This window comes from Lewinella sp. W8 (assembly GCF_004375085.3).
Classification (GTDB): domain Bacteria; phylum Bacteroidota; class Bacteroidia; order Chitinophagales; family Saprospiraceae; genus Neolewinella.
Genome location: NZ_SNAQ03000008.1, coordinates 1 through 16,102 on the forward strand (window position 1 = coordinate 1; position 16,102 = coordinate 16,102).

General features: G+C 54.8%; 13 protein-coding genes. 5 read left to right on the forward strand and 8 right to left on the reverse strand.

All coding sequences use genetic code 11. The features are described 5' to 3' along the window. The first annotated feature begins 244 nt into the window (after positions 1-244). Positions 245-505: a hypothetical protein gene (locus tag E1J53_RS10380; protein ID WP_134270453.1), complete on the forward strand. Its 261-nt coding sequence runs from the start codon at positions 245-247 to the stop codon at positions 503-505. A 629-nt stretch (positions 506-1,134) separates the two neighbouring features. On the opposite strand, the gene E1J53_RS10385 is transcribed toward E1J53_RS10380, so the two are convergent. The 4 genes from E1J53_RS10385 to E1J53_RS10400 all read right to left on the reverse strand — a co-directional run bounded on the left by E1J53_RS10385 (position 1,135) and on the right by E1J53_RS10400 (position 5,611). Then, positions 1,135-2,148, reverse strand: coding sequence for a glutamine synthetase beta-grasp domain-containing protein (locus E1J53_RS10385; protein ID WP_134270454.1), 1,014 nt, complete (start codon positions 2,146-2,148; stop codon positions 1,135-1,137). A 231-nt stretch (positions 2,149-2,379) separates the two neighbouring features. Further along, a complete protein-coding gene (locus E1J53_RS10390; protein WP_134270455.1) occupies positions 2,380-3,519 on the reverse strand; it encodes an outer membrane beta-barrel protein in 1,140 nt (379 codons plus the stop codon). Between the two features lie 246 nt (positions 3,520-3,765). Next, complete coding sequence (locus E1J53_RS10395; RefSeq protein ID WP_134270456.1) at positions 3,766-5,031, reverse strand: ammonium transporter; 1,266 nt, start codon at positions 5,029-5,031, stop codon at positions 3,766-3,768. A gap of 241 nt (positions 5,032-5,272) precedes the next feature. Beyond that, entirely contained in the window at positions 5,273-5,611 is a 339-nt protein-coding gene (locus E1J53_RS10400) for a P-II family nitrogen regulator (RefSeq protein ID WP_134270457.1), read from the reverse strand. Positions 5,612-5,884: 273 nt separating this feature from the next. Between E1J53_RS10400 and E1J53_RS10405 the strand changes: the two genes are divergently transcribed. From E1J53_RS10405 to E1J53_RS10420, 4 genes are all read left to right on the forward strand, one after another. Further along, positions 5,885-7,384, forward strand: coding sequence for a hypothetical protein (locus tag E1J53_RS10405; protein WP_134270458.1), 1,500 nt, complete (start codon positions 5,885-5,887; stop codon positions 7,382-7,384). Between the two features lie 189 nt (positions 7,385-7,573). After that, the gene (locus E1J53_RS10410; RefSeq protein WP_134270459.1) at positions 7,574-8,443 is read left to right on the forward strand and encodes a choice-of-anchor V domain-containing protein; all 870 of its coding nucleotides are present in this window, start codon (positions 7,574-7,576) and stop codon (positions 8,441-8,443) included. Positions 8,444-8,586: 143 nt separating this feature from the next. Continuing rightward, positions 8,587-9,066, forward strand: coding sequence for a YbhB/YbcL family Raf kinase inhibitor-like protein (locus E1J53_RS10415; protein ID WP_134270460.1), 480 nt, complete (start codon positions 8,587-8,589; stop codon positions 9,064-9,066). A gap of 458 nt (positions 9,067-9,524) precedes the next feature. Further along, complete coding sequence (locus E1J53_RS10420) at positions 9,525-12,683, forward strand: carboxypeptidase regulatory-like domain-containing protein (protein ID WP_134270461.1); 3,159 nt, start codon at positions 9,525-9,527, stop codon at positions 12,681-12,683. A 108-nt stretch (positions 12,684-12,791) separates the two neighbouring features. Here the strand turns inward: E1J53_RS10420 and E1J53_RS10425 are convergent, their stop codons facing one another. The 4 genes from E1J53_RS10425 to E1J53_RS10440 form a co-directional block, all read right to left on the reverse strand. Continuing rightward, on the reverse strand, positions 12,792-13,688 hold the full coding sequence (locus E1J53_RS10425; RefSeq protein WP_134270462.1) for a carbon-nitrogen hydrolase: 897 nt from the start codon (positions 13,686-13,688) through the stop codon (positions 12,792-12,794). Between the two features lie 26 nt (positions 13,689-13,714). After that, positions 13,715-14,197, reverse strand: coding sequence for an Lrp/AsnC family transcriptional regulator (locus E1J53_RS10430; protein WP_134270463.1), 483 nt, complete (start codon positions 14,195-14,197; stop codon positions 13,715-13,717). Between the two features lie 269 nt (positions 14,198-14,466). Further along, positions 14,467-15,888 (reverse strand): Glu/Leu/Phe/Val dehydrogenase, encoded by a 1,422-nt coding sequence (locus E1J53_RS10435; protein ID WP_154640175.1) that lies wholly within the window; start codon positions 15,886-15,888, stop codon positions 14,467-14,469. Continuing rightward, positions 15,881-16,099, reverse strand: coding sequence for a CcmD family protein (locus E1J53_RS10440; protein WP_134270464.1), 219 nt, complete (start codon positions 16,097-16,099; stop codon positions 15,881-15,883). Before E1J53_RS10440 ends, E1J53_RS10435 begins: the two co-directional genes overlap by 8 nt. Positions 16,100-16,102: the final 3 nt, after the last annotated feature.

Consider the following 16,102-nt stretch of genomic DNA (forward strand, 5'->3'; position numbering starts at 1 on the left):
ATAGAAGAGCTCAATGCTGTCTTGTCAAATTTATTGTCAGGGCCATTTCCACTTCAAGCCATTAGTAGAACTAATGCTATCCTATGATCTTGGCTTTGAACCTCGCCTACCATTGATGTCAAAGATCATCTCGCCGGCTCGCTCCTGAATGGTTCGCCGAAAGTCAAACCTTTCAGCGCGGCACCCAGGGCCGACTTTTATCTTCCAAAACCGGTTCCGAAAAACCAGTCTAAAAAGTCAATTTTTGATCGCCTTGCTTCCAAAGCGGCTGCAAAATTACAGCGACTATTTTTACTGTGCAAGAACTGAAGAGATTTTTTTGAAAATTATTTTCAAAGCCATCCCCTCATCGCAACCCCGCTCATTTGCGGGCCGCAAAGGTACCAACTTCATTTTCACTCCAGCAAGCTTTTTGAAAAGATTTTTCCAAAAAGATTCGATCAGCAAAAAACGCTTCGTTGAAGCCGAGAATGGTGCTATCCGGTGGGCGTTCCCAAAGGACTAATCAACACTATTTCTCGTAAGTTGGTAATGAACTCCAACGCCTTGAAAAGGGTCGGAAAGGTGGACCGTTTGTCACGGGCCGGAATACAAAGATAAGGGCATCAAGCAATACTACGCAAGGGGAAGCGGGCCGTAAAACAATATTTTTTTTAGCCCCAACCGAAAAGTTGGCCTTTTGGAACAACAGCCATTTTTTCGTTGGCCCGCACTCCCCTACTCCACATTTTTTCGGGCGGTACCCACAAACTTTTTTTCCGGCGCATGGATTCCTGATCCAATCGGGTCACCGAAAAAAACAGAGACCATATATATAAGGTCTCAAACCCAAGTCCACTAATGCCCGTTACCGGCCCCGGACGGCCCCCGGGCTACTCCCGGCATTCTACGCTCCGTCGCCCACTTCAATCAATGGTGGTGCGGCTACAACTTTCGGTTACCGGGGAAAAACGACGGCACCATGGCCGCTGATCATTCTGGAGCCAAAAAGAAAAACCCGGACCACCTGACGGTGATCCGGGAAAATCCGCGCTCCTCCCGCAGGAGGAACCTGAGCTGATTTAACCTTCTTCAATTTCTTGTTGTACGGCCGTGGGCCAGAAGAAGATCAGCTCTACAGGAATTGGAAGAAGCCTAGGAAACGGGCTTCACGGTTTCTACGATACGGGCCGCAACCTTGTAGGGGTCTGCGGCACTGTTGGGACGACGGTCTTCGAGCCATCCTTTCCAGCCACGTTCAACGGTCGCCACGGGGATGCGGATCGAAGCGCCACGGTCAGAAATACCGAAGCTGAACTCGTCGATGCTCTGGGTCTCGTGCAGTCCCGTCAGGCGCAGGTGATTGTCGTGACCGTAAACGGCGATGTGCTCGGCGGTCAGCGGACGGAAAGCTTCACACACCTTCTCGTAATCTTCTTTCTTACCGCTGTTGCGGAGGAAGGAGTTGGAGAAGTTGGCGTGCATACCGGAACCGTTCCAGTCACCCTTGACCGGCTTACAGTGGTACTCGATGGCGATGCCGTACTGTTCGGCGACCCGCTCGAGGAAGAAGCGGCCCAGCCAAATCTGGTCACCGGCTTCCTTGGCCCCCTTGGCGAAGGTCTGGAATTCCCACTGTCCGGGAGCCACCTCCGCGTTGATGCCTTCTACCGTAAGTCCGGCATCGAGACATACGTCCAGGTGCTCCTCAATGATTTCCCGACCGTAGGCGCGCTTGGCACCAACGGAGCAGTAGTAAGGTCCCTGGGGAGCGGGGTCGGAACCGTCGGCGGGGAAGCCGAGGGGACGATCCGTTTCGGGATCCCAGAGGAAGTACTCCTGCTCGAAACCGAACCAGAAGTCCTGGTCCTCGTCCTGAATGGTGGCCCGGGCGTTGGTCGGGTGAGGAGTACCGTCGGCGTTGAGCACCTCGGTCAGCACCACGAAGCCATTCTTGCGCTGCGGATCGGGAACGATCATTACGGGCTTGAGCAGACAGTCGGAGGCACCACCGGAAGCCTGGTTGGTGGAAGAACCGTCGAAGGACCACATGGGGCAGTCTTCCAGCTTACCGCTGAAATCTTCCTCAATGCGGGTTTTACAACGGAGGGTTTGCATTGGCTCATTTCCGTCGAGCCAGACGTACTGTAGCTTATGTTTGGTAGCCATAGTTATGGTGATGGTTAAATCAGAAGGTTAAATAATAAGCTCTACAAGAGCTGTTTCGTAATTGCCTGGGCGAGTATCTGGCAACGGTCCCGAGTTCCGTATTGCTCGTCGGGATCACTGATTTTAAGAAAATGCAGCGACGTGTTTATGCGACTAGCCTTTGGGCAACGGCGTGCAGGTGCCAGGTTAATGCGTCAGGCAGTGTTTTTTTGGTACTAATCTGCGTTCAGACTAGAAGGAGTACACGGCAGCAAGGATGAAGGCGGCTACGCTTTCGTCGCTGGCGCCGTAGGTGTCACCGTCGTAAGCGTTGAAGAAGTTATTGCTACCGGTGTCGAAGCGGAATTCGGGGATGATGCGCAGGTCACCAACCGTGATGTTTCCGCTGGCCGTCAGACTAAGTACGTTGGGTTCATCAACCGTTACACCTTCGGGGGCGGTGAGGTTGAAGTATTCCGCCCGCAGGCCGACATCAACGGTTTCGGAAGCACCGATCGTCGCGTAGAGCGCCGTACCGAAGAAACCTCCCTGTCCGTCTCCGTCGATGGAGGTGGAGTAGCTGCTGGCGTTCAGTCCCAGCATGAAGGATTCACTTACTTCCAGGGTGGCGGTAAGGTCCATCTGGAACTCATTGAGGTCATTCTCTCCGAGTTCGGCTTCCTTACCGGCCAGGACGTTGAAGTAGGCCGCCAGTCCGCCGGTTTCGGCACTCAGCTGGGCGCCGATGTGCTTACCGGAGACATCATCGATCTTACCGTCGGTATCATTGAAGATACCCACCATGGCACCAAAACCCTCGGCGATGGCGATATCCACCTTAGCGCCGGTGTGGTAGAAGGGACCGTTGCTGAACAGGTAGCTGGTGCTGTAATTCACGTTTGCGGGAGCATCGATGACTTCGTATCCCACGAATGTACCAAAATTACCTAAAGTAAAGGTTACGGCATCGCTGGGAGAGTAAGTGACGTAGAGTTGCTGGACGGTAGCGGAGAAGTTTCCGATGCCACCGTTACCCACAACTGCCCGGGGGCCAAAACCGATTTGGCCCACAAAGCCCACTTTACCAAGGCTTTTTTCCGCCAGCAGGTTTACGTTACCGATGCCAAATGTGTTGGTGAATTCGGTAAAGCTGGTTCCAAAGGGCAGATAGACGCCTTCAGCGCCCTCCATCTCGGTCAGGTTGCCCTGGTAGTAGGCATCCACGTAACCGGTCAGGCTGAAATCATCATCCTCTTCTTCCTCTTTATCCTCCGTGGCCTCCGTTTCGGGGTCTGCGGGGAGCAGCTCCCCGGCGGTAGAAGCATCCTGGGCAAAAAGTGACATGCTGGTCAGGAACATAAGTCCGATGGCTAGTTGAAAAAACTGTTTCATTAGGTGAGTTATTTAGCTCGTGAAGGAGTGATTGTTGACTACTCCCGACACGGGCCGACCACCCGGTAAGTTGGACAGTTGCAGCTGCGTACTTACCTTCGCATTCTGGCAAAAAATTCGCCAGAAAATTCCATAGCTGGTGCGGTCTTTGGCCGTATCGGTGCCCGTCGGCGTTGCAGCGTCGGCGGGTCTTTTATTTTGGGGAGCCGGCTCCCGGGGGGGCGGTTGGCCGGCTCCCGCATTCGTTTAGTTTTCGGCCGTGAGTTGGAACACGCCGTCTTCTTTGCTCAGGGTGTAGGCGTGCATATCGTGCTCGCCGATGTCCAGTCCCTTGATTTCTTCCATTTCGTCTACCCGGATGCCCATGATGGCTTTCAGGGTACCCATGATGGCGAAGCTGGCCAGGAAGCTGAAGGCGCCGATGGACAGCGTACCAATCAGCTGGGTCAGGAAGCTGAATTCAGGGTTGGTGCCGAAAATTCCTACGGCCAGGGTACCCCAGATACCACATACACCGTGTACGGAGGTTGCTCCTACCGGGTCATCGATTTTCAGGTATTTGTCGAACATGACGATGCTCAGGGGGATGATGATACCGGCAATCAATCCGATCAGGATGGCGGAACCACCGGTCACGCTATCGGCGCCGGCCGTGATGCCAACCAGGCCACCCAGGATGCCGTTCAGGACCATGGAGAGATCGTAGGATTTGAACATGAAGTAGGCCGTGAAGAAGGCTGCGATACCACCAGCGGCCGCGGCCAGGCTCGTGGTCACGAACACCAGGGAAACACCGTTGGCGTCAGCGCTCAGGACGGAACCGCCGTTGAAGCCGTACCAACCGAACCACAGCAGGAATACACCGATGGCGGCCAGCGGCATGCTGTGTCCGGGAATGGCCGTGATTTGTCCGTTTTCCTTGTACTTACCACGACGGGGGCCAAGAAGAATCACGGCCGCGAGGGCAGCAAAACCACCGGCGGCGTGCACGAGGGTAGAACCGGCAAAGTCATAGAAACCACGGTCGGCCAACCAGCCTCCGCCCCAGTGCCACATACCCGTAATGGGGTAGCTGATGGCCACAAAAATGGCCGCGAAAATCAGGAAGGGAACCAGTTTGATGCGCTCGGCCACGGCTCCGGAAACGATGGTGGCACAGGTGGCGGCGAACATGCCCTGAAAAATGAAATCGGAGTAACCGGTGTAGGTAGATCCTTCTTCGGCGGCGGCGGCGTAGTCCGCCGTGGCACCTCCGGCCCAGTCAAAGACGCCCAGATCCCCGATGAAGTTGGCGATCATGCCGTCTCCGGAAGGGTACATGAGGTTGTAGCCGATGGCGTAGTAGGTCAGCAAACCAATGCTGATGATCATGGAGTTTTTAAAGAGGATGTTGACAACGTTCTTGCGCTGAACGAAGCCAGCCTCGAGGGCGGCAAAGCCCAGGTGCATAATGAAGACGAAACAGGTCGCCACCAAGATCCACAGGTTGTTTACGGTAAACATTGCTTCCATAGCAAGTGCAGTTTTTAGAAAGTTGATTAGTCGGAATGAGGTTAACGAATCCCCCGAGGCGGCTCCACTTTTTTACAGCAAAGAGGAGCCGGGGGAAATGACTAAAATGGTATGGCTGGTTAGTACTAAGGAAGGTTGTCCGGAATCGGACGGCGCAGATAGTCTGAACAGAAGTGCGCCTTTAGGGGGTAATGCGGTGGGGTGGTTAAATCCTCCGGAATGGTGAGTGTGAACGTAAATCTTAAATGGCGCTCTCGTCTTCTTCACCGGTGCGGATGCGGACGATACGATCGACGTCAAAAACGGTGATCTTCCCGTCGCCAACTTTTCCGGTACGGCCGGCAGAGGTAATGGCCGTAATGATGGAGTCTACCTTGTCGGCGGGAGCAAGAATGTCAAGCTGCAGGCGGGCGATGTAATCCGCGTCGTAAACACTGCCGCGGTAAGTAAGCTGTTCCCCGCGTTGCAGGCCAAAACCCTTAACCTCGGAGAGCGTAAAAAATCGCACGTCGATCTCTGCCAGCGCGTCCCGGATAGCCTCGAAGCGGGACAGGCGGATGATGGCTTCAATCTTCTTCATAAGAAGTGTTTATATTTGTGTCCAGCGTGGTCAGCGACTGAAACAATTCAATAGGTAGTTAGAAAAAATGGCTATCTGGTTCGGGGTTAGCGAAAGTTATCCCGATCGCTTGTGATCACAAATCTGCAACGGGATTAACCACCCCAGGGAATTATTTACGCTTCCAATTTGTCAACTTCAACTACGCCCCTGCCAAAATAACCAGCTGATCTTCAAGACAATAAATTATCCAGCTGTACTATGCCAACGGCCATAAAACACCAACTGTGGCGTTTGATCAAATCTCTAAATAAGGCCGAGAAACGCAACTTCAAGCTTTATGCCACGCGGGCGGGCTCCACCGTTGACAGCAAATTCATCCAGCTCTTCAACGTACTGGACCGACTACCAGAACCCAACGACGCCCAGGCGCGGAAGAAGATGGGCATGACTGCCGGTCAGTACAGCAACCTGAAGCGCCACCTCTACCAACAACTCCTCACCAGCCTCCGGCTCATCTTCATCAACAAGGAGATCGACATCGAGCTTCGGGAACAGCTTGACTTCACCCGGATCCTCTACGGAAAAGGACACTATCTGGATGCCCTGCGCACCCTGGAACGGGCCAAGGCAAAGGCCGTGGAACATAACCAGGACCTCCTCCACCTGGAAATTCTCGAATTTCAGAAATTGATTGAGGCCCGCCACATCACGCTATCCCGGCAGATTCACAACAAAATGGACCTGCTGCTCAACGAATCAGCGGAAAGAAGTTACAGCGTACTGAACACCAGTGAACTCTTTAACCTGAACATCCAGATTCATGGCCGCTACATCGAAAACGGGCACAGCCGGAGTCCGGAGGAAGCCGCAGAAAACGAAGAGTTCTGGAAACAGATTCAGACGCGGAGAGTAGATCGGGAAACCATCACCAGCACCTTCCATCAGAAGATCAACCGCTTCCAGGCGGCCATGTGGTACCACTACATCCAGCTTAACTTCACCGACGGGCTGGAGGCTTCCCTTAATGCCTACACGCTGTTCAAGCTGAGTCCACAAATGGTCGTCAAGGATCCCGATTTATACCTGCGCTGCCTCTACTACGTGGTGGTGTTCTCTTTCCTCGACGACCGGGCGGACCTAGTGAGAAAATTCACCGGCCGCCTGGAGGACTTCCTGGCCAATGAGGACATCCTGCTGAACGAAAACTCCCAGTTCATCGGCAGGATCTACCGGGAGTTGGCCCGGTATAATCTGTACTTCATCACGGACAACGTGGATCGGGCACGGGCCCTGAGTATTGGTCTGCAGAACGACTATCTGGAAAGGACGTTCGTGCCCAATGATCACCGGTGGGGGCTTTTCCTCTACAAAGCAGCCATCGCCGCTTTCCTGGACAAGGACTACGGTGGTGCGCTGGACAACCTCAACGACATCATCAACATGAAGGGTGGCACGCTGCGGGAAGATCTGTTGATCAACGCCAGACTACTCCATGTGCTGTGCAACTTCGAACTGGGGCACCATTCCCTGGTCGACTACCACCTGACAAATCTGAGCCGCTTGCTGCGGCGCAGCCGGGAGTCCGCAGAAGTGCATCGGATCGCGGTGACGGGGCTGCGCCGGTTACTGCGAACGCCCCCTGCGGAAACCGCCCAGGTGTACGAAAGCCTCGACGAAGCCTTTTCGGCGGTGGCCGACCATCCCTTCGAGCGAAAAGCACTTAAATATCTGAACCTAATCCAGTGGACCCGTATTCACCTTCCGGAAACTGCGCCGTCAGCCGGGTCCTGACCTGATCTAGTGAAATACAACGGACTTTGCCAGCCCCCCGACAGCAGGGGGGATTGGGAAAGTCGGCTACGACCAGGATAACTACATTGTTGATGCTTTTCCCCAATTATAGAATAATAAAAAAGGATTGCTCCCCGCGAGCAACCCTTTCCGTATTGCTCCATCAACTCACTATACAATACCTCGCGAATGAAAAAATTTGACTTCCGTATTCTCAGCGCCGGATTAGGCCTGGCCCTCTTTTTCCTCCTTCTCGGTAATTCCAGCGGTCCGGCCGCAAACGGCAACTACTACACCGGTGCACCTACGGCTGGCGGTGGCATGGAATCCACGTGCAGTACCTGCCACAGTTCCGGCAGTTTTGGCGAGCCCAACATTCAGGTATCCTTTGCGCTGGATGGTGAAGAACCCGGCCTTGCCTCCGGTTACCTTCCCGGCGAAACCTACACGGTGACGGTGGCCATCGGGCACAATGAAACGGCGCCGGCGGGCTACGGATTTCAGGCTCAATTCCTGGATACCTTAGAACGGCCCGCCACTGCGGGGGTACTCTCCATGCCCAGTGACAACGCGCAGATCACCCCCGGCAATGGAGACCGGGTATACGCCGAGCACAGTACGAGGTCTACCGACAGTACGTTCACCTTCCAGTGGACGGCACCGGAAGAGGGTTCCGGGCCCGTCAACCTGTACGTGGTGGGCAATCTGGTGAATGGTGCTCAGGGTACGGTGGGAGATAACGGCAGCTCTTCCCCCACCATCGTTCGCCTCGCCGAGGAGCAGTCCACTTCCGTACGGGCGCTGGCCAGTATCCCTTTCCGCCTGTTCCCCAACCCCAGCACGGGCCCCACTACCCTGCAGGTCATCCCGCGGGTAGCCGGCACTTATGATCTTCGCCTACGCAGCCTCGACGGCCGGGTAGTCCGTCAGGAACGGCTGCAGCTTAACGCCGGCAGCCATCGCCTGTCGCTGCCCACCGAGGGGCTCGTCCCCGGATTCTACGGCGTTGAACTCAGTGGCCAGAACAGCCGACTCATCAGTAAATTGATCTTGAACTAATTCCCGTATCCACTGCCTCCACGGTCTATCCCGGCATCCTGCGGTGACGCAAAATTGTCCACAAGGCCCCTTTCTGATCGAGTGATCCGAAGGGGGCTTTGTAATTCGGGCAAAGCCCGGTATTTTCCGCAAAAAAGTATTTCATGGCCCACTTTACCTTGTCCAGCGACACTTTTTCCGGCCAGGTTCCCCTGGCGTCCGTTTACCATGATTTTGGTGCCGGTGGCGGCAACCAAAGTCCGGATTTGCGCTGGGAAAACGCCCCGGAAGGCACCGAGAGCTTCCTGATCATTCTACACGACCCCGACGCGCCGGGGCCGGGAGGATGGTGGCACTGGTGTGCTTTCGACCTTCCCGCCTCCTGTTCCTCCCTGCCCATGAACGCCAGTGCCGATGGCATGCCGGAGGGAACCATCCAAATCAAAAACAGCTACGGTAGTGTGGGGTACGGTGGGGCCTGTCCTCCTCCGGGTGACCAGGCGCACGCCTACCACCTGACCGTTTACGCGCTGAAAACCAAATCTTTGGGACTGAACGACGAAGTGTCTCCGGCCATGGCGCTCTTCGTCGCCGACGAGCACGTGATCGGGAAAGCGGGACTTACGGCCTTTTATAGCCGGTAGGTACGGGGGGAAGTCTCCATTCGCCGATTTCCTTCGGGCAAGGGGATAAAATTTTCTAGCTAGTTCTATTCGTTAAATAGTGTTCGGACACCATTTCACACGGCTACGCCTTCGTGAAACAGGCTTCCGACCATGGTTTACCTCTAGAAGGAACGGTAGATTCTCATCACCCTACTGAAGGGCCATGGCCTCAAGTCTTGTTGCCCAGCTACCTTCGGTGGTCGCAAGGACTTGTCGAGATAGTTAATATTTAAAAAATGCAACGGCGTGCAGGTGCTGCGAATCGGAATCCTCGTGCTTAGCCAGGATGCCAGGCGCTCACCGACAGCCATGTTCTTGGGTTCATACCCCCAAGCATGTAAACTTAACATTGAATCAGCCCCTAAAACATTAAGTGAGGGTTAATTTTGCCGGAAATTAGCCAGGCTATCCGGCCTGGTGGGATCAACCTCACTTACATGAAACGCAACTTATTACTTCTCTTGCTCCTCGTAGGTACTACGCTGGGGCTTTCCGCGCAGGCCACCACGGCCTCGATCAACGGCCGGGTGACCGACGGCAGTGACGAGGGCTTGATTGGCGCTACCATCCAGGCTGTGCACACCCCAACCGGAACTACCTACGGAACGGTTGCCCAGTCAGACGGGTACTACAACCTCCCGAACCTCCGCATTGGTGGTCCGTACACCATCACGGTCAGCTTTCTGGGATTCGGCACCCAGACGGAAGACGGGATTAATCTAAAGCTGGGAGAAAAACGCTCGCTGGACGTACAGCTCCTGGAAGACGGACAAACCCTCGACGAGGTGGTCGTGTCGGCCCGGAAAAACAGCGTCATCAACAGTGAACGCACCGGTGCGGCTACGCAAATCGGAACGACGGAACTGACCCGGCTACCAACAATTTCTCGTTCGGCCAGTGACTTCACCCGACTGACGCCGGCCTCGGACGGTAACAGCTTCGGTGGTCGAAACGATCAGTATAATAACTTCACCCTGGACGGGTCCGTGTTCAACAACCCCTTTGGTTTGGACGAGGCTACGGCGGGCGGGCAATCAAACGCCCAACCCATCTCCCTGGACGCCATCGAACAGATTCAGGTCAACCTGGCCCCCTACGACGTAACCCAGGCGGGCTTTACGGGCGCGGGCGTAAACGCCGTGACCAAATCGGGAACCAACGAATTCAAGGGTACCGTTTTTGGTTTCTTCCGTAACCAGGATCTTACGGGAAGCAAGGTTGAGGGTGAAGACATCTTCGTTCCCGAGCTTTCCCAACTGCAGACGGGTGCCAGCCTTGGCGGCCCGATCATCAAAGACAAGCTTTTCTTCTTCGCCAACTTTGAGCTGGAGCGGCGCTCAGACCTGGGTTCTAACTTTCTGGCCTCGCGACCTGGGTTAATGGGCGAGCAGGTCAGTCGGGTGGAAGCCGCGGACCTGGATGCCATCAGCACTGCGCTGCAGAACCGGTTTGGTTACGAAACCGGGGTTTATGAAGGCTACCTTCACGACACTGACAACGAAAAGGGGCTGTTTAAACTCGACTGGAACATTGCTCCCGGCAACACCTTAACGGCAACCTACAACTTCCTGAACGCCAGCCGTGACCTGAACGCTAACCGCTTCGCATTGGGTCGTCGTGGTCCAGATGCCTCCACGCTGCAGTTCTTCAATTCGGGGTACCAAATCAATAACAAAATTCAGTCCGGCATCATTGAATGGCGCAGTTTATTCGCCGATAAATTCAGCAATAAACTCCAGGTTGGATTTACCGATTATGAGGATTTCCGCAACCCCTTCAGCGATCCCTTCCCGAGCCTGATCATCCAGCGTGACGGAACCAATTACGCCGTTGTGGGCCATGAACCCTTCTCCATCAACAACCGGCTGGACCAGAGCGTATTCCAAATCACCAACAACCTGCAATACTTTGCGGGTAAGCACACCGTAACGGTGGGCGTCAACTTTGAGCGCTTTGAATTTGACAACAGCTTCAACCTGGGCGCTTACCCCGGTGTTTTCGGTCCGGTAGATGCCGCGGCACAAAGCAGCCCCGAAGCCTTCATCGAGGCGGTGAACAACGGCGTTTTTGATCAAGCCGTAGCGGACGCCCAGGCAGCGTTTGCCAATGGGAATGCCAGCACCCCACAAAGTACCGGATACAATGGAACGAACTGGGCATTGGCTGAAACCAACGTTGGCCAGCTAGGTCTCTACGTGCAGGACGAGATTTCCCTCACCCCTGACTTCACCCTGACGGTAGGCGTTCGCCTCGACAAACCGCTCTATTTCGATACCGCCGAAAAAATTCAGGAGAACATTGATCGTAACTGCTGTTACGACCCCACCATCACCTATTACGACGAAAACAACGAAGCCATCCAGTTTGACCACACGGACCTTCCCGACAACAGCTTCCTGATCAACCCTCGCGTTGGCTTCAACTGGGACGTCAACGGCGACCAGACTTTCCAGCTGCGCGGTGGATCCGGCCTGTTTAGTGGTCGTTTCCCCTTCGTGTGGATTGGTAACCAGGTCGCTAACCCCAACTTCTTCTTCTACAACACCACCGCTGCGGATTTTCAGTTTCCCCAGGTATGGCGTTCCAATCTCGGTGCCGACCTATCCTTCGGGGAAGGATGGACGGTCTCCGGCGACCTGATTTATACCGCCGACCAAAATGCCATGATCGTTCGCAATTACGGCCTACGCACACCCGGAGGCACCCTTCCCGGAGTGGACAACCGGCCCGTATACCGTTCTGCGGAAGATCGCGCCCAGGTATTTGGCGCCCCGACGAACGCCTACGTATTCACCAATACGGACATCGGCCGGAGCATCAATGCCTCCTTCGAACTCAAGCGCAACTGGCCCAACGGGTTATTCACCAGTATCGGATATAACTTTCTGGACGCTCAGGAAGCAAGCTCCATTGAAGCGGAGATTTCTTCCGACGCTTACGAGCGCAACCCCGCCTTCGGCAACGTAAATCAGGCGACCCTCGCTCCCAGCCTTTACGGTAATCGCCACCGGATCGTGGGTAGTGCACACAAACGCTGGACGTACGGTGCCGAGGACCAGTGGGCGACCACCGTAGCACTCTTCTTCCAGTATGCACAGGGTGGTCGATTCAGCTACACCTACAGCGGTGACATTAACAACGATGGCTCTGGATTGAATGACCTCATTTACGTTCCAACTCAGGCCGAAATGTCAACCATCGAGTTTGTGGGTGGAGAGTCTCAGCGTCAGGCTTTCAACAACTTCATTGAACAGGATGAATACCTGAGCGGTCGTCGTGGTGACTACGCAGAGCGTTACGCTATTCTCAGCCCCTGGTACTCCAACTGGGATGTTCGCATCGCCCAGGATGTCCGTGTTCCCGGTAGCGACAACGTAATTCAGTTTACCGCCGACATCATCAACATCGGCAACTTGCTCAACAGTAACTGGGGCGTACGACAATTCCCCGTCAACAACCAGCCCATCGGGGTATCGATTCAGGAAGATGGCACCCCCATTTACAGCTTCGACGAGACCCTGACGAACACCTTCACCAACGACTTCAGCCTGCTGAGTCGCTGGCAGGTTCAGTTTGGTCTGCGGTACAGCTTCTAAACAGCATTACCAAATGCAAATCCCCCGGCTTCCGGTAAGAAGTCGGGGGATTTCTTTTATTGTAAAACCCTGCATTCAGCGTTCACTTCAGTCTCTTCGGGAATCTTCTTAATCCAGGTACCGTTTGGTCAGTCCCTGATAGGCGTCAATCCGCCGGTCCCGGAAGAAGGGCCAGATTCTACGGACGTCCTCCGTCCGTTGCCGGTCGATGATGACCACCGCTGTCGCCGGCTCATCCACGGGGGCATCGTAGAGGAGTTCTCCCTGCGGACCGGCCACAAAGGAGGAACCCCAGAACTGAATGCCGCCGGTTACCTCACTGGGGTCCGCTTCGTAGCCGGTTCGGTTCACGGAGACGACCGGCAGGCCGTTCGCGACGGCGTGGCCGCGCTGGCTGATCCTCCAGGCATCCCGCTGGCGAGCCTTTTCCTCCGACGAATCGGTTGATTCGTAGCCAATGGCCGTGGGATAAATCAGGAGTTCGGCGCCCGCCAGGGCCATCAACCTTGCCGCCTCCGGGTACCACTGGTCCCAGCAGACCAGGACGCCCAGCACGCCGACGCTGGTCTTGATGGGGGTGAAGCCGAGATCACCGGGCGTGAAGTAAAACTTTTCGTAGTAGGCCGGGTCATCGGGGATGTGCATTTTCCGGTACTTGCCCGCGATGGACCCATCGCGCTCAATGACCACGGCGGTATTGTGGCAGAGGCCCGGAGCACGCCGTTCAAAGAGGGACAGCACGATGACCAGGTCAAGCTCTTTGGCTAAACGTCCGAAAAAATCGGTACTCGGACCGGGGATGGTTTCCGCCTGTTCAAATACCGTCACGTCCTCGGTCTGGCAGAAATACCTGCCCGCGTGGAGTTCCTGAAGGACGACCAGTTGTGCTCCCTGGGCCTTACAGTTTCTGATTTCCCGTTCGCTGACGGCCCAGTTGGCCGTACGATCATCGGAGTTGGCCTGTTGGACCAGGCCAACGGCTAAATAACGAGCCTCATGTGTCATGGAAAGGCGCTTTAACGACCGCGAACTTACTCTCCGTCTCCGTAGTCGTAGGGGAGTCGCTTGGAGTCCTTGACGGTAGAAAGCGTCATCAGGGTCTTGAGCCGCTCGATTTCGTCAATCTGCTGGAGCGTCTTAAACAGCAGGCGTTCGTAGGTGGGAATGTCCTTACAAACAATCTTGATGAGGAAGTCTGCTTCACCGGTAATGATGTAGCATTCGGTAATTTCCTCGATGCTGTCAACCTGTTCCAGAAAACTCTCCCGGGCCTGTTCTTTACGCCAGTCCAACGAGACCAAAACGAAAGTTTTCACCATCAGACCAATGGCCTCGGGGTTCACCTGAGCGTGGTAGCTGTTGATCACTTCATTTTGTTCCAACTTTTTTACCCGTTCGAGCGTAGGAGCGGGGCTCAAGCCGATGCGTTTTGACAGGTCGAGGTTGGTGATCTTACTGTTATCCTGAAGGATTTTCAGGATGTGCAGGTCTATTTTATCTAGTTTGTCAGACATGGATGTAAGCAGAAATTTTCAGATCGCCCAAAAAGCGTTTGCAGGGTCTTTATGGACAACGCCACTGGTGTGTAGATGAAAACGAACCCGGAGTGGAAACAGCCAGTGGGCCATCCCTTACTCCGGGTTCATCGTTCCATTTGAAACAATCGTTGGTGAATAATTTAGGCTAACAAAGCATTCGCTTTATTGCGGGGCGAAGATACCCCTTTGCCAACTATTATTTCAATTCGAGGCAAAGAAAAGTATAAAATTTGCCGCAATTCGATTTAGGGCCAAATACCTAGCGCGATATAATCATTGGATATCTTGCTAATTGCCAGTGCAAAAGCAGCGGTTCGCAGGTCATTGATCCCCTCTTTTTCCCGGTAGAGTTCGTAAATCCCCTGGAAGCCGGTAATCATCGTTTCTTCCAGGCCGGAACGGACCAGGTCAATTTCATCCGCCCCACGAACGATCATCTGCTTATCCCGCTCACTGACGGTTTTCCCCGTGGTTTGCTCGATCTGTTCGATGATCCGACGGTAGGCTCCCTCGTCAAAACGCTTTTCGAGGCGACCGAAGCGCATGTGGCTCAGGTTCTTAAGCCACTCGAAGTAACTCACCGTCACCCCGCCGGCGTTGAGATAGATATCGGGAATGACCACGACGCCTTTCTTAGCCAGAATCTCCGCACCGTCGGCGGTTACGGGACCGTTGGCGGCCTCCGCGATGATCTTAGCCTTTACGTTGGGGGCGTTATCGCGGTCAATCTGGTTTTCCAGTGCGGCCGGAACGAGAATGTCACACTCAAATTCCATGACGGCGCGACGATCCTCCTTGCCGAAGGTCTGCACGCCGGGGAAACTCAGGATGCTGCCGTGCTCCTGGCGGTGGCGCATTACTTCGTGGATGTCAAAGCCGTCCTTACTGTAGATGGCTCCTTCCACTTCGGAAACGCCAATAATCTTGACACCGCCTTCGTCCTGGCTGATGGTGGCCGTATGGGCGCCCACGTTACCGAGTCCCTGAACCACCATGGTTTTCCCCTCGATTCCCAGGGAAAGACCAAGTTTGTCCATCAGGTCTTTTTGGTTGCAGGCTTCCCGAATGCCGTAGAAAACACCACGGCCGGTCGCTTCCGTGCGGCCGCGTACTCCGTTCTGGTTGACGGGTTTACCCGTTACGCATCCCGCAGCATTAATGTCATCACCGTGGAAGGAACGGTAAGTATCGTAGATCCAGGCCATCTCGCGGCTACCGGTGCCGTAGTCGGGTGCCGGAACGTCAATGGCCGGGCCGATGAATTTGCGCCGAATCAGTTCGGTGGTGTAACGGCGGGTAATCTTTTCCAGATCGGACTCGCTGTATTCCCAGGGATTGATCCGTACGCCCCCCTTTGCTCCCCCAAAGGGAACGTCCACGATGGCACACTTGTAGGACATCAGGGTAGCCAGGGCTACCACTTCTTCCTGATTAACGTGGTTAGAATACCGGATGCCGCCCTTAGTGGGGCTACGGTGGTGGCTGTGTTGCGCCCGGTAGGCCTCGATTACCTTAACCTCCCCGTTAATCTTAACGGGAAAATATACCTGGTATACCGAGTTACAAACCTTGATTTGCTTCAGCAGACCTTCGGGCAGGTCCGTGAAGGGAGCGGCAGCATCAAAGTAGCGATTGACACTGTCCAGAAAAGAGACGTTATTAGGCATGATCGTCAATTTGGTTTTCTAAGTCGCTGAGGCGACGGTCCAAAGACCATAAGTAAAAAGCAAGCCCCAGAAAAACGAGCACGATCACTCCCACAACTACGTATATCTTTCCCACGCTGCGCAGGAAGTCTGCGGGAGGAGTATCTCCCTGAGCCAGCATCATCGCAGTGGCGCACAGGAACGTCAGAAAGGTGGTGGTCAATCGGCGCATGAG